Source organism: Sphingobacterium lactis (genome assembly GCF_051951495.1).
GTDB classification, from domain to species: Bacteria; Bacteroidota; Bacteroidia; order Sphingobacteriales; family Sphingobacteriaceae; genus Sphingobacterium; species Sphingobacterium lactis_A.
The window spans coordinates 1,038,805-1,062,800 of record NZ_JBNHAS010000001.1 but is presented as its reverse complement, the minus strand read 5'-3'; the positions used below and the strand labels follow the sequence as shown (position 1 = coordinate 1,062,800).

Here is a 23,996-nt window from a genome sequence, read left to right as displayed (position 1 = left end):
GATATGAATTTTAAGAAGTCAATATTTATCGCAGGGTTACTTTTTGCTTCAAGTACCACTGTCGTTTTTGCCCAATCAAGTAATGTTAAGAAAGCGAAGACTAACATTGTGAAGTTTGAGGAGCTTAAAGGAGCCGGAACAGCTGCTCTAGGTAAAGCAAGTTTAACAGCTGCACAAGAAGCAATTGATGCTGCTGTATTGCATGATAAAACTAAAAATGATCCTGAAGCATGGACTTATTATGCTTTGGTTTATTCTAATATTGCATTTTTAGATAATAGCGATGATGCTGCTGCAAAAGCAGACGAAGGTATCAAGAAAGCAACTGAGCTAGATACAGATAAAAAACATGCAGAGAATATTACAGTAGCTGGTCAAACCTTAGGACAGTATAAATTTAATAAAGGTGTTGCTGCTTGGGATAAACAAGATTATAAAAATGCTTATGCTGATTTCAGTGGTGCTTTAACTTATCTTCCAGGTGACACTACCCTAACCTTTTATTCAGGTTTAGCAGCAGTTCAAAACAAGGATTACGATAATGCTATCGAGAAATATAAAACTTTAATCCCTAAAAAGGAATTCTCTAATCATAAAACAATTATGTTAGATCTTCCGAAGCTTTATATGTCTAAAGGAGATACTACTGCTGCATTAGCTGCTGCTGCTGAAGCTGCTGTTGCTTATCCTAATGATAATGACGTAGCGGTTCAGAACATTGAATTTAACTTAATCACTGGTAATGAAGCTAAGATTCTTAAAGATATCGATGCACAAATTGCTAAAGATCCTACTAACAAAAACCTTCATTACTATTCAGGTTTAGCGTATGGAACTTCTGGTGATTCTGAAAAAGCATTAGCAGCATACCAAAAAGCTTTAGAAATTGATCCTAATTACATCGAAGCTAACATTAATGCTGCTGTAGTTATCATGAACTCTGGTAGAGATGAAATCTTAGCACTTAATGAGGATAAGAAAATCACGACTACTGAATACAATAAGAAAGTTGCTGAAGTAAAAACTAAAATTGCTCGTGCACTACCTTATTTGACTAAAACTATTCAGTTAGAGCCAGAGAACAAAGATGCTTTACGTAGTTTAAAAAGCTATTACGACTTTATGGATGATCAAGCAAAATCAGCTGAAATCCAAGCGAAGTTAGATGCTATTAAATAATTAGTATCACTTAGATAAAATAATAAAGCCACCTATATCAGGTGGCTTTATTATTTTATAAGAATTCTTTATTATCCTAATGCGACATCCATCATCATCATTACCACGAATCCTAAAACGAATCCAAGAATTGGGATATCGGAATGTTCTTCTTGCTGTGTTTCTGGTACGACCTCTTCAATGACTACATATATCATTGCTCCTGCAGCAAAGGAAAGCGCGTAAGGTAATATTGGTAAGAAGAATCCAACAGCAAATGCTCCTAGCACAGCGAATATAGGTTCAACAACAGCAGATAGTTGACCGTATTGGAAACTCTTCCATCTTGATAAGCCCATACGGCGCAAAGGCATAGAAACAGCGATACCTTCTGGAAAGTTTTGTAATCCAATACCCATTGCTAATAAAACGGCACCAGCAACACTAGCATCTGGTGATCCGGCAGCAACAGCACCAAATAATACACCCACAGCTAATCCTTCAGGGATGTTGTGTAAGGCAATGGCAATGGTTAGTAAAGTCGTTCGATGTAAGGAAGACTTTGGTCCCTCTGATTTTAAGAAATTCAAATGCAAATGTGGCATTAACTTATCCAAACCAAAAATAAACAATGCTCCTAAGGAGAAACCAATTGCAGCAGGCATAACTTTAGTAAAGCCCTCTCCTTCGCTCATATCAATTGCTGGCGATAGTAAGGACCAAAAGCTGGCAGCTATCATCACCCCTCCTGTGAATCCAAGCATTCCGTTTAATAATTTCTTATTTACACCTCGAAATAAAAATACCGCTGATGCACCTAAGGCTGTAACCCCCCAGGTAAATAATCCAGCAAGCAAAGCTGCCGTAACAGGATTTAAAGTACTTAAATAGGCTATTAATTCATCTAACATGGGATATTATTCTATAAGACGCAATGAAATTAACTATTCTTTCGCTTAATTCGATGCTTTAACCATTAACAATAGTTCTAACATCTAGTAGATGAATGTCCTTATTTTATATTTATGCTTTATATTGGGAAGGTTAATTATCTATATAATAGGTGTATATAACAAAACAGCCTTCATTTGAAGGCTGTTGAAAACTATATAAAGATAGATCTTATTTTAAGTGAGAACGAAGCATCCAAGCAGTTTTTTCATGCTTCTCAAGTATTCCTACTAAGAAATCTTCTGTTCCTGCATCTTCGTGTTTTTCTGCTTTTTTAATATCTTCTCTTAAGGAAATAATTAAACTCTCATAGTCATTTAAGATTTCCTTAATATAACCAGCTGCATCATTTTTTCCATATTTCATTTCCGTTAGTTGGGTAATTTCCAACCAACCTTTCATAGTTCCTATAGCATAATGACCAATAGAACGAACGCGTTCTGCTATTTCATCAATTAGTTCAGCTAGATCACCATATAATTCTTCGAAGAAAATATGTTGAGCATGGAAATCTGGTCCTTCAATATTCCAATGTGCATTTCTAACTTTTGTATATAGCACATTTTCATCTGCTAATAATTTATTCAATAATTCAGCTACTGCTGCTGAATCCTTCTCTTTTATACCAATATTTGTTTTCATGTTATTATATTTTTTGTTAAATTTTAATATTCGCTTGCCTCATTTAGTTTCTGGATTGCATCTTCTCCAAATCTGATCTGTAAAGCTGCTTGAAAAGCTTCTAGATGAGATTCTTTGGTTGCACTTGCAATAGGTGCTGTAATGCTCTCTTGTGCCAATAACCAAGCTAAGGCTACTGAAGAAGCTGTGGTTCTATAGGCATTTGCTACATCATTTAAAGCTGCTACAATTCGTTGACCTCTTTCATTCCAATAGCGCTTTTGGATTCCCTCTCCCCTTGCTGATTTGGCAAAATCATCATCTGAAAGGTATTTACCACTTAGAAATCCACTAGCTAATGAATAGTACGGAATAACTGCCAAATTGTTTTCTAAAACTAGAGAAAGGTAATTTTTCTCGTAATTCTCACGGTCGTATAAATTATACTCAGGCTGTAAAGAAATATACTTCGGTAGATTTTGTTGATCAGAGATCTCTAGACTTTCCTTTAATCGCTCCTTTTTAATGTTTGATGCGCCTATATATTTAACCTTGCCCTCTTTAATCAAATCCTCATAGGCTCTTAAGGTTTCCTCAATGGCCGTTGATTCATCATCATAATGCGTTTGGTATAAGTCAATATAATCTGTTTTTAGGCGATTTAAAGAAAGTTCTACTTGCTCTTTGATGTAAGCAGCCTTTGTATTTGGTTTGGTATCATATCCAAACCTACCGCCTACTTTGGTCATTAAAATGAACTTATCTCTATTTCCCCTTTCTTTTAGCCAATTACCAATAATAGCCTCAGATTCACCGCCTTTATTTCCAGGTACCCAATGGCTATAATTATTTGCTGTATCGATCGCATTAAATCCTTTATCTAAGAAACTATCCAGAATTTCAAAAGATTGTACTTCATTTAGTGTCCATCCGAAGACATTTCCACCAAATATAATAGGAACAATCTCGAGGTCAGATTGCCCTAAAACGCGTTTGTTTTCCATATTATGCCCGTTATTTAATGAATACAATTTACCAATTTAAATAGCAATAAAAGATGTTTCTAGGGCATTTTATTGTCATAATCTTGCCTATATATTCGTTCATTTCCGTACGCTATGCTTACTTTTGCGAATTAGTTTTTAAAATTTCATGCAGTCCTTGCCATTATTCTTGCACGCTTTCAATAGTTCTATTGATCATCTATCAAAACCGGATAAGTTTACTTTTCCATTTTGTTATGAGCCACATCCTTTAAGTTTGCTGGCAGCACAGCAGGTCCAAGATTATTTACAAACCCAGCAAGATTTCGAACATAACTTTGGTTTGAATAGTGAACAAAGTGGATTAATCATTGGAAAAATGTTTGGTGTTCTTGTTGTGGAGCAAGAAAATGGTCAATTAGGTTACTTAGCAGCCTGTTCTGGTAAACTAGCTGGAACTAACAATCACCGCTACTTTGTGCCAGCAATCTTTGATATGTTGGATCCTGAAGGCTTTTTTCTAAAAGAAGAAGAGCAGATAAATGCCATTAATAGAAAAATTGATGAAATTCAATTATCTGGTCGATTGAAAAGTATCAAGCAGGAAATTGAATCATTGGCTAAAGAACAAGCTGATCAATTAGCGTCCTTAAGAAAGCTGCATAAAGCCAATAAGAACGAGCGTAAGCTAATAAGACAAACACAAGTAGCCATCTTGTCAGAAGAAGAATATAAAGCCTTAGAAGTCGATCTAATAAAGCAGAGTTATAGAGATCAGCACGAATATGATGTAGCTAAGCAAGCTTGTCAATCAGCAATGCAATTATTGGAAGATCAATATAATGAGGAATTTCAGAAGATTGATGATTTAAAAACTGAACGTAAAACGCGATCATCAGCCTTACAGAATCAGCTATTTGATCAATATCAATTCTTGAATGCGAAGCATGAATATAAATCTGTACTGAGAATTTTTAAGGATGCGTTGAATCTACAGCCTCCTGCTGGAGCAGGTGAATGTGCTGCACCAAAGCTTTTACAATATGCTTTTCAGAATAATCTGAAGCCTATTTGTATGGCTGAGTTTTGGTGGGGAGCATCTCCGAGTTCAGAAGTGAGAAGGCATCAATACTTCTATCCTGCATGCCGTGGTAAGTGCGAGCCTATTTTAAACCATATGTTGATAGGTTTGTCGGTAGACCCAAATCCTATGTTAGAAAACCCAGCAGTGGATAAGGAACTGCCGATTATCTATGAAGATGAAGCGATCATCGTTGTCAATAAACCAGCAGAATTTCTGTCTGTACCCGGAATTAATGTTCAAGATAGTGTACAAACTAGGATTTTAGCAAAGTATCCAGATATAGATAGTCCATTGATTATCCATCGATTGGATATGTCTACTTCAGGGATTTTGGTTTTAGCAAAAACTAAATCAGCACATCAATATATTCAAGATCAGTTCATCAAGCATACTGTTCAAAAGCGTTACACAGCTTTATTGAATGGTGAGATTGATACAACATCTGGAATAATAGATTTACCATTGCGAGTTGATTTAGATGATCGGCCTAGACAAGTAGTTTGTTATACCTATGGGAAACCTGCTCAAACAAAATATGAAGTGCAGGAAGTAAAAGATGGAAAAACTAGAATCCATTTTTATCCTTTAACTGGCCGTACGCATCAATTACGTGTTCATGCTGCACATAACAAGGGTTTATCCTGTCCTATTGTTGGAGATGATCTTTATGGTAAAAGAGCAGAACGATTACATCTGCATGCAGGCTATATTTCCTTTATTCATCCCATTAGTCTTGATCGAATAGAGTTTACTGTAGCTGATCCATTTTAGAAACTTAGAACAAATTTCTATCTTGTTCTAAATTTACACTTCTATGGACATCCTCCAACATGCCTATCAACACCCCTCATTAGAGAAGGCGGATTTAGATATTATTTTTGCAGTACACAAAAGAGTAGAGATACCCAAAGGGGAATTCCTTCTCAAAAAGGATGAAATTTGCAATGAATATTACATTGTAGAATCGGGTTTGGTAAGAACTTACCTTTATGATTATGAAGGCAATGAAATTACTACCGGATTTTCGGGTGTTAATGAAGTAGTGATTGAGGTAGCATCTATTTTTCAACGCATTCCTACTCCAGAATATATACAGTGCTTAACAGACTGCGTACTGTGGAAGATTGATTATGAAGATTTTCAAGATCTATTTCATAAAATACCTGCCTTACGCGAATGGGGTCGTGCCTGGATGGCATTTGAATTATACCTTAGTAAAAAGAGAGCTACGGAAATGATTACAGAGCCAGCTAAATCCAGATACTTACAGTTGATGAAAGAGAAACCTCAAATAATTCAACAAGCTCCATTAAAATATATTGCCTCCTTTTTAGGGGTCACAGATAGTTCCTTAAGTAGGATTCGAAAGGAAATCCTTCACGATTAACACATTATTATGCCAGATATCCCCTATTTTGTAGATCAAGACTATAAGCAATTAAACGCAAGCGATCTAATAGAACCCGCTGAATATGAATATTGCCGTTTTGAAAATTGTAATCTAGAAAAAGCAAATCTTAGCAGCTACAAGTTTGTAGATTGTACTTTTAAGCATTGCAATCTTAGTCTAGCAACGATAGAACATGCTATGTTTCAGGATTGCAAATTTCAGGATTGTAAACTCTTAGGATTGCGATTTGATAGTGCTAATCAGTTCAATCTTAGTTTTTCATTTGAATCTAGCATCTTGGATCATTCTTCATTTTATAATTGCAAGATAAAGAATACACTATTTCAATCTTGTAAAATGCATGAGGTTGATTTTGAATCTTGTGATTTAAGTCAGGCTAAAATGTCGGATTGTGACTTGCTTCATGCTAGTTTTGTACAGACCAATCTTGAGAAAGCCGATTTGTCAAGTTCTTTCAACATTCAATTGGATCCTGAGAATAATCGCTTAAAAGGTGCTAAATTCTCTAGCCAGAGCCTTGCAGGACTATTAACTAAATACAAGATTGTAATAAAAGGTTAAGCTTATGGAATCTATTGATGATAATCGCGTAGTTGAAGCTAAAAGAAGAAAAGAAAAAAATCTATTAGCTGAATTACAGCAATTGGATATTAAGGCTGATAATCTTGAAATACTTTTTATCGCTGTAAAAGAAGCAAAGATCCTTGAAGTTTATGTGAAAAGGAAAACACAGAAGCAATATCGATGGTTCAAAAGCTATCTATTCAGTACATTTTCTGGTGTACTTGGACCTAAAAAACAAGAAGGTGATAAACAAATCCCAGAAGGATTTTATCAAATTACTCACCTTAATCCAAAAAGTAAATACCATTTATCATTGGGCCTAAACTATCCTAATCCTTACGATCAAGCCCATGGATTTACAGGTTCTGCTATTTTGATTCATGGAGGAATGGAATCTGTTGGCTGTATTGCAATTGGGGATGATGCTATTGAAGAAGTATATGTGTTAACAGAAATGGCCCAACAAAATGGACAAAAAGATATTCCTGTTTTGATCTATCCCTATGTTATGCATGCTGAGAAGCATAAAGAGATGCTGGATACAACGGATGAAGCTACAGCTCATTTTTGGAATATATTAGCCACCTCTTATCAGTATTTTCAAGAAAATAAGGTTCCTCTGTCTTATGAATTTAAAGGCAATCAGATCGAATACTTGACTTAAAAAAATGGCACCAAAGCCTCGCGCTTTGGTGCCTACTCTATTGTTAAAAGACAATTAAACTGAATATTTAATTGGAGTTTCTTTAACTAAACAGCTATTGCCGGTTGTTTTAAGGCTGCTTTCTTGACCTTGTTGATTTTCAATTGCAATAAGATAATCGATAGTACCAAAGTCACGGCTGCAATAACCGCCAATCCAATTACTGGTCCATGAATATAATCTGCAGTTCCTTTCTCAATGATCAATGTTCTGAATATTTGTAGATAATGCGTTAATGGAATTAACTTCGCAATACCAACTACCCATTCAGGCATTTGGCTCAATGGCCATGTAAAACCACTTAAGATAAAACTTGGGGTTGCAATGACCATCAGAATCTCAGTAGCCTTCAATTGACTTGGAATAGCGATACTGACTAGAATACCAATAAAGCTAACCGCCAATAGAAATAGAATACTGCTTAAAAAGAATGCTGGCCCATTAACATCCAAAGGCATCCTGTACCAAATGGAATAGCCATAATACAAGCCATAAATCAATATCGACATCAAGATATAGGGTAATATTTTGACCAATATCAACACAAAAACATTACTTGATCTTTTAACCAATTCAGAGAAAGTTCCGTTCTCAAATTCAGACGCAAAGCTTAATGCCAATCCCAACATCATGACTTGTTGCAAAACAGTTAACAGTACACCTGGCAACATAAAATACAAGTAGTTACCACTACGGATATTCTGTTTGATAATCGTTGTTTTAAATGGTTCGTATTGCTGTGATGCCACATATTCAGGAACACCTTTCTTTTGTTGAGCTTTGATTTGTATACCTGCTTTCATTGTACCAGCAGCCACATTAGCTGCCATCATCGCATAATTTGAGGTCAAAGTGTTTGAAGCATTCACAAACATGGTGACTTCAGTACTGCGATTATAGTTTACAGCAGATGAAAACCCCTTTGGTATTTGAACCACAACAGTAGCTTCGTGCTTCATCGCCTCATCATGTGCTAAGAAAGGATCGTTTAAGACCTTAGCTACATAGATAACCTCACCATCATTAAACATATCAATCAATTGTCTACTTAAAGGACTTCTATCTTCATCCACGACAATAATCGGAAGGTTCGTTACTTTACCTTTTTTATAAACTCCGCCAACTAATACCCCATATAATATGGGTGCTCCGAGAAATAGAACAAGCAGAACTTTATTTTGAAAGAATAAACGAAATTCCCTTTGTATTAAATTCCAAAAATTCCTCATGATCCCTCTCCTATTTATCTTGTTTAACTAAGAATGTAGCTTTAGTTAGCAGCTCTTTAGCTTCACTATCATTTTTTGGCTTCAATCGTACTTCAAACATTGTTTCTTGTTCTTCAAAGTCAGGATAAGCCGTACTGATATTGGCATATGCAGTTAGTGGTTTTACCGTTTCTATAGTTGTCAAAACCTCCTTATTATCCAAATAAGGAATCACAATTGTTTTTTGACTACCTTTTTGAAAATCTTTCACCTTACTTTCAGGAATAGTAACTCTAAAGTAAGTGCCATCTGTAATATAACCAGACACCAAGCTATAACCTGCTAATGCTAACTCTCCAGTCTTCAAATTGATGTTTTCAATACTCATGTCCTGAGGCGCAATGATATAGCGTTCTTTAGCAGCTACATTCACTTCCGAAACAGCACCCATAGCACGTTCTTTCTGTCCTAATGCCATACGTTGTTGCTCCACACGAGCGCCATGTTGTACATCTGCTAATTCAGCTTGTGCTGCTAAATATTGATTCTTTGCACCCTGATATTTCGCATAGACTTCATCGTATTTTTGTTGAGCGATTAAAGAGTCTCTCAAAAGATTATTCATACGATTTAAGGACTTTTGTGCAAAGTCATATTGTTCTTTTAGACCATTGACTTTGGCATGCAATTGTTTCATTTGTCCATCAGTAGCACCTTTAACCGCCATTTCATATTGTGCCTGTGCAGCATCTAATGCACCTTGAGCCTGCATGGATTTAGCATCCACTTCTGGTAGCTCAAGAATAACTAATGTATCTCCTTTTTGAACAAATTGTCCTTCTTCAACGAGTACTTTCTGTATTTTACCAGGTATTTTTGTAGTGACTGCTATTTGATCACGTTCTATTTTTCCTTCTATTTTGCTTTGTTTCTTTTGTTCGCTGGAACAACTTTGTAATAAGATTAAGAAAGCAATACTATATGTTAGATTTTTCATGATTATCGTGTAATGGTTTGATATAAGTTTCCGTTAGCTTTTAATAATTCTGTTGCTGCTAAACGCTGATTCAATATCTGATTGTAATAATTGAGCGATTGTTTGTAGAACTCATTTTCTGATTCCAATCGTTCAGTAACATCAGCCAGGCCTTCCTCGAATTGACGGGAAGCCAAGTGCAAATTGTTCTTCGCGATAGCAACTTGTTGCTCATTGACTTTTGTTTTCTTTAAAGCCAATTGATAATCAACTTCTGTTTTCTTTTGTAATAGACTTAACTTCTCCTTCGTGTCAGCTAGTTTATTCTCATTGATCTGAAGATCTAATTTTGCCTTTTCAACAGAAGTTTTATGTGCTTTACCTTCAAATATCGTCCATTTCATTCCCACCCCTACTGCAAAGTTTGGAGTCATCCGTAAATGGTTGCTTTCAAATTTAACATCACCTAAATGTGGTACATCTTTCAAGGTTAAATCCGTTCCAAAGGCATTCAGATAAGAAACATTACCAAAAGCAAATACCTGAGGTAGCTTAGCTCCTTTCTCCTTTTTTAATACATAATCGTATGCTTTGGAGGATGCTTCTAGAGCTTGTAGTTCCTTACGGTTCATTTGCGTAGCCTCATTTAGATTTAAGGACAATTCATCCAATTGATAAGTAACCTGACGTAATTCTTCTTGTGATAAGCCTGTTAATTCTTCCAATTTGAATAATAGTAACTCTCGATTACTTTGAACTTCTGCCTTTTTACTTTCTAGTTCTAGCATGGCTAATTTAATCTTGTCACGGTCATAAGGTATGGCAAAACCATTCTCAATTCCCTTAACAACTTTCTCGTGTTCTTTATTTAGTCGCTTTTCTGAATCATTGATCAAAAGGTCAACTTCCTTCAATAACATCAATTGATCAAAACTATGGATGATTTCTTGAGCTAATTGATCATATCCGGCTTCGGTCAATAGACTCTGTGCCTTGAACTTTTGCTCTAAAGCTTTTTGCCCATTGGTAATTTGAAATCCGCTGAATATGACTTGAGTTGCAGTAACACCGGCCATTCCAATCTGTGTGGATAGATTCATCTTTTGCGAACCATCAAAAATTGGGGTTCCTAAGATAGGAAGCTGTTTAGTAGGTAGATCCACATCCGCTGTACTATTCAAATAGCCATACATGGCATTTGCTGATACCGTAGGAAGGAATTTGCCTTTTACATTTTCCCGATCTAATGCTACTTTTTGGTTTTCTAACTGAGCATTGATGATGGTCTTGTTATGTAAAACCGCCTGCTCTACTGGATTTTTAAAGCCTCCCAAGTCCAAGCTCTGTGCATGAAGACCAAATCCGGTCCCCATACAGATACTTAAACTAAGTAAGCCTCTTCTTAACTTGTGGTTTCTCATTTCAGTTTGTATTAATCTTTTAACACTACAAAGGTCAGAAGGTTTTGAGTCATTATTTTTTAGATATCTTAAAAAATAACCCCTAAAACCTTTTTTAAGGACGATTTTAAATGTGAATGTCACAAACTAGATAGGTGTAAGTTAAGAGCAGGTTAAGAAAATATTTTTCCGGAACCTTTATATATAGGTTAATAATGCCAATAAGAAAGAGATGGATTAAAAAAGTATAGGTTTAATTTTTCAGCTATTTACCACGAATAACCGAAAGGGTTGGTTGGGAAATACCAAGATAAGATGCAATATGTCCAAGGCTTGCATTCTGAAACAAAGCTGGGTTCTCCTCAATCAAAGTTTGATATCTCTCCTGAGCCGTTTCAAATTGAGTTTTATAGAAACGATTAGAGAAATTGATTAAAGAATCTAATAAGACTTTTTGTATAATTTGATTAACTGTTATATCGGTTTTAGCTAATTCAGCTATTGGATTGAATGGAATCATCCAAATTCTAGATGGAGCTAATGCCTGAAAGCCAAAGATGGACGGCTTACCATAAAACACACTCTCTATACCCGTACTAAAACTATTGGGACCAAAGAAATAATGTGTAATGTCTTTACCATTCTTGAAGTAATAAATGCGTGTAAATCCAGATTCTATAAAGTAGATATAACGCAAATGACTATCAGGCTCAAATATGATATCTCCTTTTTGAAACTCCTTTAATTCCATGTGTTGATCAAAAAACAACTCTAATTCGTCATTGATTTGATAAGATTCACGGAAATAATCAAGAAGGGTCATACAAGTAGTGCTGTTGGATTAATTAAAGCTTGAAAATATCAAAAATATCTGAATTTATTACCCCAAAGTGCTATTACTTGATCAAAACGATTACAAAACAATTCTTATTATTTTTCAACTGATAATACAAATAACCTTTATGTGCTTCAATTATAGCTTTAGAAAGGGATAATCCAATTCCTGCTCCATCTTTCCGAGTGGTATAAAAAGGTAGGAATATTTTAGAAACTATAGTCTCGTCGATGATTGGACCTGAGTCTGTAAATTCGATGAATATCCTAGAATTATTTTGATAGATATTAATTTCAAGTAGCTTTTGTTCAACCTCAGTTAATGCATGAAGACTATTGGTAAATAAATTCACTAAGACCTGTTCAAACTGTGATTGATCCAGTTCTGCGTAAATATTAGGTTCTATCTGAATTTTTAATTCGATTTCCTTTTTGCTCAATATCAATTGATAATTACTGGTCATGGAATGAACAAGAAAGTTTAAATCAACAGTAGCGAGTACAGGACTTGGCAGCATGGTTAATTTACGATATCGATCAACAAAATCCTGTAAATGATTGCTACGATTAATAATTGTTCCGATACTTATTTTCATGTCTTCTTGGTCTTCTATGGACCATTTATCTTGTTTTAAGATATCATCCATGTTTTGTGCTAGCGCATGTATTGGGGCCAATGAATTCATCAATTCATGTGAGATTACCTTCATGACGCTTACCCAAGCTTCATTTTCTTTGCTATAGATTACGCGCTGTATTGAATCAATTAATACGGTATAATACTTTACTTGCTTAATTTGAGTTATAGAAGTTTGAATAACAAAAGTTTGTCGTTCTCCTCGATCAACTTGAATATCTAATGTCGTTTTAAACTCTGTAAATTCACGACTTTCTAACAATTCATAGAAATCACCAAGATAATTAGCCATTAATTTCCAATCCCTTAAAACTGGAACTGCAAAATATTGCTGGAAATATTCATTCATCAGCATAATTTCTTGATTTTTTTTGCTCAGATCTAATATGATAAGTCCTGAGTCCAAACCATTCAATATCTGGTCATAAAGCATCTTTTGAGAAACAGCATCCCGGTCTTTCTCTTTCAATTTATAATAAAGTTTATTGGCTTTTATTAAAGTCTGGTTCTGGTCATTGAATTGATAATCTACCGTAAAATCGTCATATAACATCGAAGAGATCACCTTATCAATTTTATTGAAATAGCGTTTCAGAAAATAATGCCCTTCAATCACTATTATCACTACAAATACAAATAACATAAATCCAGTAAAATAGAATTCATGGATAAAACAAAATCCCGCAAGAAATGTGCACGACAGAAGAAGCAACAATCGAATGAATAGATGAACTGATTCTTTTTTTTCCATCTTATTATTTTGTTTGAATCTGGTATTTTTCCAATTTCCGATATAAAGCTTGTCGTGTTAAACCCAACTCTTCAGCCGTACGTGATATATTTCCTTGGTATTTAATCAATGTTTGTTCAATCTTCGTTTTCTCTAAATTGGAAAGTGTTGAATCCTTATTTTCTGACTGAATCAACATACTATCTGAAATACCTAAGCCATTCAATCCTATAGGTTCCTGATCAGTCATTATGACAGCTCGTTCAATTCGATTTTGTAACTCTCGAATATTTCCGGGCCAATTATATTGTTGTAGTTTCTCTAATAAGAAAGGCTCCAAAGAAGGTACTTGCGTCTGGTATTTCTCGGCATATTCCGTCAAAAAGTAGTGAATCATACCTTCTAAGTCTTCCGGTCTTTCCCGAAGTGCCGGAATCTCCAAGCTGATGGTGTTAATACGATAAAATAAATCTTCACGAAATTCCTGCTGTTCTACTGCTTTCGATAAGTTTTTATTAGTTGCTGTTATGATGCGAACATCTAAATCCCTTAGTTTTGCTTCTCCAAGTCGAATGCTTTTTTTGGATTGAATAACTTGCAACAGTTTTGTTTGAAGATGTAAAGGCACATTTCCAATTTCATCAAGAAATATTGTGCCCCCGTTTGCGGCTTCGAAACGACCTGGTTTATCTTGCTTCGCATCTGTAAAAGCACCTTTTGCATAACCGAATAGTTCACTCTCAAAAAGGTTTTCATGGAGAGAGCCCAAATCAACATGAATGAAAGGTCCATTCTTTCTCTCTGATTGTTGATGTATGTATTCTGCCAACACATACTTTCCTGTTCCGTTTTCTCCTAATACAAGTACATTTGCGTCTGTTATAGCCACGCGTTTTGCCATCCTGAAGGTTTCCTTTATTTTTTCGGATACTCCTTCATAAAATGAGCTTTTCACCTCCTTTGGGTTTCTTTGTGCTCTACGGAATTGTTGTACAGCTTGTTTAACATTCTCCAAGAGCTTCTCATTGTCCCAAGGCTTCATCATATAATCAATTGCGCCCAATTTAATACCTTCTACTGCACGTTCTATCTGGGCATAGGAAGTCATTAGGATAATTTTGACATGAGGAAAATGTTCTTTTACTTCTTGGAATCGATATATCCCCTCCTTTCCATCCTCATATCCCACACGAAAATTCATATCAAGCAATAGGACTTCAATTTGATGTTCGGAGATGAAATTTAAAATCTTCTTAGGATCGTTCAAGGTGAATACCTGTTCGAAAGATCTTTTTAAGATTAATTTTGCTGCTAATAGCACTTCATCTTGATCATCTACAACGAGTATGGAGCTTTGTATCTTCTTCATAATTATTAAACTGTACGCTTCTGTACGGACAATGTCCATTATCGGACAAGTGTAAATTTTAATGGTTTTATAACTTCCTATGACTTAATGTATTGGAAATTATAAATCTATTGGCACAAATCTTATGTGTTTATTATCAAGAAAATTAATAAACTAATGGATACCATAGTACCTCGTAAAAATAGAAAAAAACAATACATTGCAATAATTAGCCTTATTTTTTTAAGCCTATTAGGCATGGGTACTTTCTTGGCAACTCGTCCAAAAACTCTGAAGGTTAAATCTGCTGAAATATTAATAAAACCTGTTAAAACGGAAGCCTTCGAAGATTTTGTGATTTTTCAAGCTCAAGTCGACCCTTTAAACTCTGTTTTGGTCAATGTGATCGAAGGGGGATCTGTTCAAGAACTATACGTTGAAAACGGAGCTATGGTTACTCAAGGCACTCCTATTGCCAGAATTTATAACCCCAATACGGAATTTAACTACCTGGCTCAAGAAACTGGTATCATAGAACAAATCAATCAACTCAATGTAGCCAAATTGAATATACGAAATCAAGAATTGGAACTTTCTAAAGAATTGGTTTTGATTGAGCATGATTACAATGCTGCTAAAATGGAATCTGATCTGAATAGCAAATTATATAACAAGAAGATTCTAGCTAGGAATGATTATGAAGTAACGCAGGAAAAATTACGTTATCAGAATGAACGTAAAAACATTATTCAACGAAGTATTCAACGTGAGAAGGAAACAAATTCCTTACAGTTGAAACAGATTAATCAGGCTTTGGGAATAATGGAGAAGAGTTTAGAAACACTTCGTAACAACAAGAAGAATTTCTTAGTGATGGCACCTGTTTCAGGACGTTTAAGTTCTTATGAGGCTAATCTTGGTGAAAATATACAAGCCGGTACAGCACTTGGAAAAATCGATGTCTTAAAAGGCTATAAATTGACTGCTATGGTAGATGAATTTTATTTGGATAAGATCAATACAGGTCAAAAAGGGAATATAGAATTTAAGAACAAATCAACAGAGGTTAAGGTTATTAAAATCCTTCCAGAGGTAAAAGCAGGTCAATTTAAAGTTGAATTGGAATTTGAAGGAAAACAACCTGAAGGTTTACAAGAGGGACTCTCCTTTGGCGTGAAATTAATCTTGTCTGGAAAGGAACAGAAATTAGTCATTCCAAAAGGAAGCTTTAATACCGTTGCACAAGGCAAATATATATTTGTTGTCAAAGATCATGTAGCTACCAAAAGAGCCGTACAATTGGGACGAGAAAACCCTTATTATTATGAGGTAGTTGATGGGCTCAAAGAAAATGAACAAGTCATCATCTCAAAATATGATGATTATAAAAACATTGAAAAAATAGAAATAAGTAAATAAATACCATTATTTATAAAACCTTAATGAATTAAGAAGAATATGATACAAATAAAAGATTTAAACCGAGTTTTTGCTACCGAAGAAGTGCAGACGAAGGCATTGAATAATATTAATTTGATAATAAAAGAAGGTGAATTTGTATCCATTATGGGTCCTTCCGGATGTGGGAAATCAACCCTTCTGAATATTATAGGATTATTGGATGAAATCAGTTCAGGTTCCTATCAATTAGTTGGTAAAGAGGTTGCGGGAATGAATGAAGTGGAAAGATCAAGATTGCGAAAAGCAAATATTGGATTCATCTTTCAAAACTTTAACCTAATTGATGAATTGAATGTGTATGATAATATCGAGTTACCATTAATATACAATAAGGTGCCTGCTTCTGAACGTAAGGAGCGCGTTAAGGAAATAGCCGAAAAGCTGAATATTTCCCATCGCTTGCAACATTATCCACAGCAATTATCAGGTGGTCAACAACAACGTGTTGCTGTTGCCAGAGCCTTGGTCTGTGATCCAAAAATCATCCTAGCAGATGAGCCGACTGGTAACCTGGATAGCTCCAATGGTAATGAAGTAATGGAATTATTAACCAAACTTCATGCTCAAGGAACAACGATCTTAATGGTTACCCACTCCGCACATGATGCTGCCTATTCTGAAAAAATAATCAGTATGAAAGATGGAGAAATCCTTAGTGAAAAATTAAATCAAAAAGTGGTTGATATCTTTCAGTCCTAAATAGAAACATTTATTAAATCAAAACAATCAAAATATAAAACACCATGAAAACATACATCATCATTGCCCTTTTAGCCGTAACATCATTTGCAAAAGCACAAACTAAGGAAGTTCGTAAAATTCAACAACCAAATAGCATTTCAGTAAATACCGGTATACATGCTGTCATTGTTAATTCTAACAGAAATGAGGTTGTTGTAGAAGCCGATAACCAAAAGAATATAGATAAAATCCTAACAGAAACTAAAAACGGAAAGTTAGTCATTCAAATAAAGCCCAACTCCCAAATACAAAATGTCAAACAGTTGCAGATAACAGTTTATACCAACCCAAATATGAACTCGTTTGAAGTTCAATCAAATGGAAGTATTGAATTATCAGAAGCCATCAAAGTAAGTAAGGTTGATATCAAAGTAAGTTCAAATGGAAAAATGAATGCTAAATCTATTACTACTGGTCAAGCGGAGGTTCATGTTAGTTCAAATGCTAAATTAGACTTGCTCCTAAATGCAGATAATCTAGATCTAGATGTGAGTAGTAATGCAAAAGCGAATATCTCAGGAAATACGCAAAGTTTAGTTGCTAATAGCACCTCCAATGCGACCGTAGATTTGTCAAATCTAAATGCTAAAAATGTAAAAGCAAGTGCCTCAAGTAATGGAACACTGAAATTGAATGCTTCTCAAAAACTTGATGCCAATGCTAGCTCCAATGGTCGTATTAGTTATAGTGGCAATCCTAAAACGACCAATTTTGATAAGAGCTCTAATGGCCGTATCAGTGCAAACTAATATTAAAATTTAAAGTCATGTTAAAGAACTGGTTTAAAGTCTTTTTATACAATTCACTTCAGAACAAGTTATTCTTCTTGTTAACAGTCTTTGGTCTTGCCATAGGCATGACAGGAGTTATATTAGCCATGCTCTATTGGGAAGATGAGCATGCTTATAATAATTGGGTGCCTGATAAAGAGAAAATTGCGGAAGTTTCTATTGATTTTAATGAAAATAAATGGGCTTCGATGATTGCTCCGGTCGGTACTTGGTTAAAAGAGAAAAGTCCCGAATTAGATAGTTATTTATATTATGCCCCTAAACAGCTGAATGAACCATACCAAATTGCTGGGAAATCAATCTACATCAAGGATGTTTTAAATACACAATCGAATTTCTTTGAATTTTTTCCATTTGAAATCATCAAAGGAAATGTGTTGAAATTTAAAGGAGAGGTCAATTCTGTAGCTTTGGAAGAAAATACGGCCATTCAATTATTTGCAGATGAAGACCCAATAGGTAAGACTTTAACCTCTCCTTCAGGGACAATGCTAGTTGTAACGACGGTTTACAAAGGCAATCCAAGTACCTCTTTTCGCCCTAATATGGTTTTCCACTTGTTGGATGAACAAATTAGAAATGGGGTAGCGAATAACAACACCGGCGATTTTCTTTACGGATTGCTAATTAAAGCAAAAGATGCAACACAATTGACCGCTATCCAAAATCAGTTGAATAGTATAATGGATGAGTTTTTAACTAGCCCCCGTGCTAAAAACGCAGGCTTATCCAAAGAAGATTATATTTCAAAACATGGCACTATTGCTGTTAACTTGATGCCATTAAATCATGTTCGATTAAATAATACAGATTTACCTTCAGGGCTTCCTGCAGGCAAAGGAAATTACACGTTCTTATATATTAATGTTGGATTATCCATTCTGATCTTAATTATTTCCATCTTTAATTACATCAATCTTTCTACGGCTTATGCTATGAAACGAGCCAAAGAAATAGGTGTTAGAAAAGTTGTAGGTGGCACAACCAAGAATATTGTATTTCAACTGATATTTGAAACAGCAATAACGACACTTATTTCCATAGTTTTAACTTTGGCATTAGTAGAGGTTCTTTTACCATTTTATAATTCCTTATTGGATAAGGATCTTCATGTACAACTTTTAAACTATGTCCCTTTCTTTTTAGGACTTCTCCTCCTTGTTATTTTGCTTGCTGGTGTTTTACCAGCCATGTATATTGCCAATTTTGAAATCTTAAAGGTTATTAAGGGAAACTTCTCCAGAAGCCAATCCGGTATATGGATACGGAATACCATGATTGTCTTGCAGTTCTGTATTGCTACATTTTTTATCATATCTGGAATAGTGGTATCCGTACAAGTCAATTATGCCATGAAGAAAGATTTAGGATTTCATGCTGAACAAAATATCAGTATCGATTGGACAAAACGTTCAGACCATAAGTTGCAAGATTATGAATTGATGAAACAAGAATTGAAAAAAATCCCAGGAGTAAGCGATGTTACTGCTGCTACATTTATCATCGGTCGTGGCGCTTCTTCTTCTACCAGTTTCAATTACAATGATAAAACTGTCCAATCTGAAAATATGGGTATCGATTTTAATACCTTGGACATGTACAAAATTAAGGTTGTAGGAGGCCGAAACATAAAGGTAAACCTGGCTTCCGATACGATTGATGCCGTTTTACTCAACAAAACAGCGGTTGAAATGATTGGTGAAAAAGATATATTAAATAAATCCATAAAATGGAATGGACGTGATTTGAAAGTTATTGGAATTGTTGATGATTTCCATTTATCAGGGCTAAACAATAAAATACCGCCAATGGCATTTTTTCATCTCAAAACTGTGTCTTGGTTGCAATCAAACTTAAACAGCTTGATTATTAAATTAAAGCCTGAAGATATGGATAATACCATTTCACAAATCGAAACGTATTGGAAATCTAATGTAGATGCTGAAAGACCTTTCAATTTTGAATTTGTGGATCAACAATTTGCGAAAACCTATGCTCAATATGTAAAACAACGTAATGTCTTCAGTATTCTAACGGTTGTTGTTATTAGTATTGCCCTTTTAGGTTTATTTGCCTTAGCATCCTATACTATTGAACGTCGATACAAGGAAATTGCCATCAAAAAGGTTCTAGGTGCTGAAACAAAAGAATTAGTTTTAAATCTTATCAAGCAATACATCATTCTACTTACTGTTGGTTTTATCCTGGCGATTGTGCCTAGCTATTACCTAATGCAGAAATGGTTGGAAAACTTTGCCTATCGTATTGATTTACCATTATATGCTTTCTTTATGGCCTTAGTCATGATGTTTGTTCTAACCATGCTTATCGTATTGGGAAAGGCAATTTCAGCAACACGTATTAATTCACTCACCTACATCAAATACGAATAACATGTTAAAGAACTGGTTTAAAATATTCTGGTATAACTGTATGAGGAACAAGTTCTTCAGCTTATTAACAGTGCTCGGTTTGGCGGTAGGTTTTGCCATCAGTATGTTGGCTCTATCCTACTGGACAGCAGAAAAATCCATAAACCAATGGAATCCGGAAAAGGAGAATATTTATCAAATTGTGCGTACTCCTTTATCTAAAGAATATTTTACAGCATACCAACCTAATATCATGTCCTATTACCTCAAACAGAAGGATTTGATAGCAGATTACTGTTATTTGGATGGATTTTATCATCAAGAAAGTTATGCTTTCAAAGGTAAGGTTGTCAACACAAAAAAGAATTTCAGGTCTCAGGGGAATTTTTTTGAGTATTTCCCTTTTGAAAAGATATCTGGAAGTTATCAAGGGTTTAAGGAAACTGTCGATGCAATCGCTCTGGAAGAATCTTATGCCATATCTCTTTTTGGAAATTTAACGGCTGGGATTGACCAAATCATTACAGATAGTTACGGCAAAGCATGGACAGTAAAATTAATTTATAAGCTGAACCCGAAATCCTCTGTACTTCCAATAGCGATCAATACCTATTGGAATAAAAATGTACAGAAAGAAGATTATGGATGGTTTAATTTTGGTGCAGGCTCTTTGATCAAACTAAAGGAAAATGTATCACAAGAAACATTAACTAAAGAGATTTATAGTGCCTATGAAAGCCACCTTTTAGCCATGAGTGCAAAAAATAGAGGAATTAGTCTGGAAGCCTATAAAGAAGAAGGTAATGATGTATCTTTCGCCTTAGAGCCCTTATCTACATTGTACCAGGAAAGTAAGGCCTCTTTCCTTCCAGAAGGTTTAAGCAATCACCTTTTTCTCTATTTGAATATTGGTTTTGCTGGATTGATTCTTTTATTGTCACTCATCAATTTCATTAACCTTACAGCTACCCAAGCTTTAAAACGTGGAAAAGAAATGGGATTAAGAAGGGTTATGGGAAGTAATTCATGGACATTTTACTTGCAATATCTTTTTGAAACAAGCTTAATTTTTGTTAGTTCCTTTGTACTTGCACTCGTTTTGGTGGAGTGGACTAGCCCATTCTATAATCAATTATTGAACTTCGATATAGTAGTTGGACTAAAAGAAATATCAATTTTCTTTATTACCATGATCCTTATGGTTCTTGTTGTAAGTAGTTTTCCAGCCATCTTCTTATCGAATATACACTTGCAAAATATGCTGAAGGGGCAATATGGAAGTAGTAAGGCTGGCAAATTTGTCCGTAATGCTTCCCTGGTACTTCAGTTTGCAATTGCCACCTTTTTTATTTTGGTGAGTGTAAATGCCAATAAACAAATCGATTTCTTAGGTAAAATGAATTTAGGTTTTACAGGAGATCAAATTATCCGTATTAACTTTCAACCTAATCAAAAGAAGAATGCTTTTGAGTTTTATAAGACATTTGAGCAGGAACTCCGGAAAGTACCTGGTGTCCAGGACTTGTCCGTAACGAACTTCTCCTTATCAGATGGAGTGACGGTCAGCAGTACCACTGTAAATTACCAGACGAATACCTCTCAGGTAACTAATATCGGGATGGATGAGCATTTTTTGGACATGCTTCAGATCAAATTAGCTGCTGGCCGTTCATTTGATTCTAAATTGGCATCAGACTCCTTGGAATCTATTCTCCTTAACGAAACAGCTGTAAATGAATTAAAAATGGCTGATCCGCTAAATAAAGTCATCAAATGGTGGGGTAAAGACCGAAGAATCATTGGTGTGGTCAAAGACTTCAATTCTTTCGACCTGGAACAAAATGTGAATCCCATGATTTTTGTTAACCTCAATGGAAATTCTGATGTAAATGCCTATGTAAATTCCATTTACGTAAAGATGGATGTTAGCAAATTTGAAAATGGTATTTCTGCATTGGAAAGCTTTTGGAAGAAAAGAGTGGATCAATATTTCCCCTTTGAATATGAATTTGTGGATAAAGCATTTGCGAATACGTTTGCCAAATATGTACAACAACGTAATTTATTCAATATCCTAAACGGCATCGTGGTATTTATTGCTTTACTTGGCTTATTTGCATTGGCATCCTTTACCATTGAGCGTAAGTTCAAGGAAATTGCCATCCGCAAAGTACTAGGCGCTGAAACACCAAATCTGTTAAAGCAATTGACAATGGTTTACTTTATACTGTTTCTGCTTGGATTTTTACTGACCGTAGTTCCCTCCTATTATTTGATTCAATCTTGGTTGGAAAACTTCGCCTATCGCATTGAAATATCTTGGATTTCTTACCTCATAGCTTTTGTCGGTTTGTTACTATTAACCATGGTTACTGTTCTGAGCAAAGCTTACAAAGCAACGAAAATCAATACTTTATCTTACCTAAAATATGAATAGGTTTATTACAATATTTTGTTTGAGTTTAGTTAGCCTTCTCTGTGGAATGCCAACGTGGGCATTCTCACAGACCAAGGTGTTAACCCTAAACGAATGCATACAGATCGGTTTGGAAAACAAACTTGACTTTAAAATCGAAAAACTAAAGGTATTACGAATGGAGAAGGCAAAACGTTCAACTGCCAGCAGGTTCCTTCCTCAAATCAATGCCTACGGTTCGCATCGATATTTGTTTGGATCATCCATTGATCCTGCCTCAAATACCCGTGTTAGTTCCAACATACAGTCGGATAACCTGGGAATTGAAGGTTCAATTAGCTTATTTAATTTTAATGAACTATGGGAGTCAAAACTTAGTAACGATGACTTTTTGATCGCTCAACAAAATAAAGCAGTAATCGAACGTGAATTTATACTTCAAGTTATTCAGAAGTATTATGATGCCTTGGCGGCTCAGGAATGGCAAAAAGTTATTGAAGGTCAACTAGTAAATTCCAAACAACAATTAGAAAGGATTCAGAAGGAAGTCGAAGATGGTGCGAAGCCAGAAAGTGATGAACAAGATATACAAGTGGTCGTCATTCAAGAAAAAAAACTGCTCCTCCAAACACAACAAGAAGAGGCTAATCAGAAGTTGAGCTTAATGCAATTGATTAATAATCAGGATTTATTGCCTGATAACATAACTTTAGTATTTAACAAGGCAATTGCTGTTCCGAATACCCTGGAAATTCAAAATCATCCAGCTATTCAATTGGAAAAACTAAGATTGGGCAAATTAGAGCACGAGTATACACAACTATTTGGCCCTATGCTTCCTAGAGTTAGTCTATCCTATGATTATGGAACATTTTATTCCAATAAGATTAAAGATATTTTTGATACCTCCTTACAGTTTGGCAGTCAATTAAGAAATAATAAAAATCAATTTTTAGGCTTGAATCTAAGTATTCCTATCTTTTCTCGTGGAGATCGTCTACAAGCTAGACGTTTAAAGAAAATGGAATTTTTAGAGCAAGAACAGCTGATTTCCAAGACTACTTTAGATCTAAACAATAAACTTCAATTAGAAAGACAGAAAATCAAACAGTTCGACGAATTGCAACCCAGTTTAATTGAACATATGAATTTTGCCGAGAAATCATTAGAAACAACACAAACAAAATTTGAATTCGGAAGAGTAGATATATCTGCCTATAATGCTGCTAAAAATCAAGTGCTTAATGCTTCTTATGATTATCTTAAAAATCAATTATTCAAGGCAATGTCTATCCATATAATGAAAACAATGATAGAATAATAAATCGCTGCTAAACAAAGAATTGAGATCTTTTACTGTTTATACTGAATGACCGTCTAATTTCAAGTTTGACGGTTTTCTTTTTTAAGAATCTCTTCAACTCTTTAAAATAATTTCAACAATTAAAGGTTAAATCCCCTACCAATTATCTTCTACTTTCAAACTAAATTCTCAAATCTCATGTCTCATATCTCATCGTCTCTCACAGGGGTTTTATTCGACACTCCTTCGGATCTCCTTCGGAACTTGTTCGGAACTTCTTCGGAACTCGTTCGGTTAGAAGCGA

20 protein-coding genes are annotated in these 23,996 nt (G+C 35.0%); 11 read left to right on the top strand and 9 right to left on the bottom strand.

Annotated features, from left to right (window positions below; all coding sequences use genetic code 11):
• Positions 1 to 3 precede the first annotated feature (3 nt).
• Complete coding sequence (locus ACP6L2_RS04520) at positions 4 to 1,179, top strand: tetratricopeptide repeat protein (RefSeq protein WP_440508110.1); 1,176 nt, start codon at positions 4 to 6, stop codon at positions 1,177 to 1,179.
• A 71-nt stretch (positions 1,180 to 1,250) separates the two neighbouring features.
• Here ACP6L2_RS04520 and ACP6L2_RS04515 read toward each other — a convergent pair whose 3' ends face one another.
• From ACP6L2_RS04515 to ACP6L2_RS04505, 3 genes are all read right to left on the bottom strand, one after another.
• Positions 1,251 to 2,069, bottom strand: coding sequence for a ZIP family metal transporter (locus tag ACP6L2_RS04515; RefSeq protein ID WP_440508109.1), 819 nt, complete (start codon positions 2,067 to 2,069; stop codon positions 1,251 to 1,253).
• A 211-nt stretch (positions 2,070 to 2,280) separates the two neighbouring features.
• Positions 2,281 to 2,751, bottom strand: a complete 471-nt coding sequence (locus ACP6L2_RS04510) for a Dps family protein (RefSeq protein WP_440508108.1) — start codon at positions 2,749 to 2,751, stop codon at positions 2,281 to 2,283.
• Positions 2,752 to 2,774: 23 nt separating this feature from the next.
• Positions 2,775 to 3,734: an aldo/keto reductase gene (locus ACP6L2_RS04505; RefSeq protein WP_440508107.1), complete on the bottom strand. Its 960-nt coding sequence runs from the start codon at positions 3,732 to 3,734 to the stop codon at positions 2,775 to 2,777.
• A gap of 148 nt (positions 3,735 to 3,882) precedes the next feature.
• Here ACP6L2_RS04505 and ACP6L2_RS04500 point away from each other — a divergent pair, with 148 nt between their 5' ends.
• The 4 genes from ACP6L2_RS04500 to ACP6L2_RS04485 are packed head-to-tail and all read left to right on the top strand — an operon-like array spanning position 3,883 to position 7,436.
• Positions 3,883 to 5,568, top strand: coding sequence for a pseudouridine synthase (locus tag ACP6L2_RS04500; protein WP_440508106.1), 1,686 nt, complete (start codon positions 3,883 to 3,885; stop codon positions 5,566 to 5,568).
• 43 nt (positions 5,569 to 5,611) lie between these two features.
• Positions 5,612 to 6,184, top strand: coding sequence for a Crp/Fnr family transcriptional regulator (locus ACP6L2_RS04495; protein ID WP_440508105.1), 573 nt, complete (start codon positions 5,612 to 5,614; stop codon positions 6,182 to 6,184).
• 9 nt (positions 6,185 to 6,193) lie between these two features.
• Positions 6,194 to 6,769 carry a pentapeptide repeat-containing protein gene (locus ACP6L2_RS04490; protein ID WP_440508104.1) on the top strand — a complete coding sequence of 192 codons (576 nt, stop codon included), beginning with the start codon at positions 6,194 to 6,196 and terminating at the stop codon, positions 6,767 to 6,769.
• Between the two features lie 4 nt (positions 6,770 to 6,773).
• A complete protein-coding gene (locus ACP6L2_RS04485; RefSeq protein ID WP_440508103.1) occupies positions 6,774 to 7,436 on the top strand; it encodes a L,D-transpeptidase family protein in 663 nt (220 codons plus the stop codon).
• A gap of 86 nt (positions 7,437 to 7,522) precedes the next feature.
• Here the strand turns inward: ACP6L2_RS04485 and ACP6L2_RS04480 are convergent, their stop codons facing one another.
• The 6 genes from ACP6L2_RS04480 to ACP6L2_RS04455 form a co-directional block, all read right to left on the bottom strand.
• Complete coding sequence (locus ACP6L2_RS04480) at positions 7,523 to 8,704, bottom strand: ABC transporter permease (protein ID WP_440508102.1); 1,182 nt, start codon at positions 8,702 to 8,704, stop codon at positions 7,523 to 7,525.
• A 10-nt stretch (positions 8,705 to 8,714) separates the two neighbouring features.
• On the bottom strand, positions 8,715 to 9,680 hold the full coding sequence (locus ACP6L2_RS04475; protein ID WP_440508101.1) for an HlyD family secretion protein: 966 nt from the start codon (positions 9,678 to 9,680) through the stop codon (positions 8,715 to 8,717).
• A 2-nt stretch (positions 9,681 to 9,682) separates the two neighbouring features.
• Positions 9,683 to 11,080, bottom strand: a complete 1,398-nt coding sequence (locus ACP6L2_RS04470; protein ID WP_440508100.1) for a TolC family protein — start codon at positions 11,078 to 11,080, stop codon at positions 9,683 to 9,685.
• Between the two features lie 244 nt (positions 11,081 to 11,324).
• On the bottom strand, positions 11,325 to 11,882 hold the full coding sequence (locus ACP6L2_RS04465) for a Crp/Fnr family transcriptional regulator (RefSeq protein WP_440508099.1): 558 nt from the start codon (positions 11,880 to 11,882) through the stop codon (positions 11,325 to 11,327).
• Positions 11,883 to 11,955: 73 nt separating this feature from the next.
• On the bottom strand, positions 11,956 to 13,173 hold the full coding sequence (locus ACP6L2_RS04460; protein ID WP_440508098.1) for a sensor histidine kinase: 1,218 nt from the start codon (positions 13,171 to 13,173) through the stop codon (positions 11,956 to 11,958).
• Between the two features lie 112 nt (positions 13,174 to 13,285).
• Positions 13,286 to 14,629, bottom strand: coding sequence for a sigma-54-dependent transcriptional regulator (locus tag ACP6L2_RS04455; RefSeq protein WP_440508097.1), 1,344 nt, complete (start codon positions 14,627 to 14,629; stop codon positions 13,286 to 13,288).
• 156 nt (positions 14,630 to 14,785) lie between these two features.
• Here ACP6L2_RS04455 and ACP6L2_RS04450 point away from each other — a divergent pair, with 156 nt between their 5' ends.
• From ACP6L2_RS04450 to ACP6L2_RS04425, 6 genes are read left to right on the top strand one after another with little or no spacing between them, the layout of a single operon-like run.
• Positions 14,786 to 16,027, top strand: a complete 1,242-nt coding sequence (locus ACP6L2_RS04450; protein WP_440508096.1) for an efflux RND transporter periplasmic adaptor subunit — start codon at positions 14,786 to 14,788, stop codon at positions 16,025 to 16,027.
• 39 nt (positions 16,028 to 16,066) lie between these two features.
• The gene (locus ACP6L2_RS04445; RefSeq protein ID WP_344674782.1) at positions 16,067 to 16,768 is read left to right on the top strand and encodes an ABC transporter ATP-binding protein; all 702 of its coding nucleotides are present in this window, start codon (positions 16,067 to 16,069) and stop codon (positions 16,766 to 16,768) included.
• A 44-nt stretch (positions 16,769 to 16,812) separates the two neighbouring features.
• Positions 16,813 to 17,559 carry a GIN domain-containing protein gene (locus tag ACP6L2_RS04440; RefSeq protein ID WP_440508095.1) on the top strand — a complete coding sequence of 249 codons (747 nt, stop codon included), beginning with the start codon at positions 16,813 to 16,815 and terminating at the stop codon, positions 17,557 to 17,559.
• Positions 17,560 to 17,576: 17 nt separating this feature from the next.
• Positions 17,577 to 19,994 (top strand): FtsX-like permease family protein, encoded by a 2,418-nt coding sequence (locus ACP6L2_RS04435; protein WP_440508094.1) that lies wholly within the window; start codon positions 17,577 to 17,579, stop codon positions 19,992 to 19,994.
• 40 nt (positions 19,995 to 20,034) lie between these two features.
• The gene (locus ACP6L2_RS04430; RefSeq protein ID WP_440508093.1) at positions 20,035 to 22,410 is read left to right on the top strand and encodes an ABC transporter permease; all 2,376 of its coding nucleotides are present in this window, start codon (positions 20,035 to 20,037) and stop codon (positions 22,408 to 22,410) included.
• A 19-nt stretch (positions 22,411 to 22,429) separates the two neighbouring features.
• Positions 22,430 to 23,710: a TolC family protein gene (locus ACP6L2_RS04425; RefSeq protein WP_440508092.1), complete on the top strand. Its 1,281-nt coding sequence runs from the start codon at positions 22,430 to 22,432 to the stop codon at positions 23,708 to 23,710.
• The last annotated feature ends 286 nt before the right edge of the window (positions 23,711 to 23,996 follow it).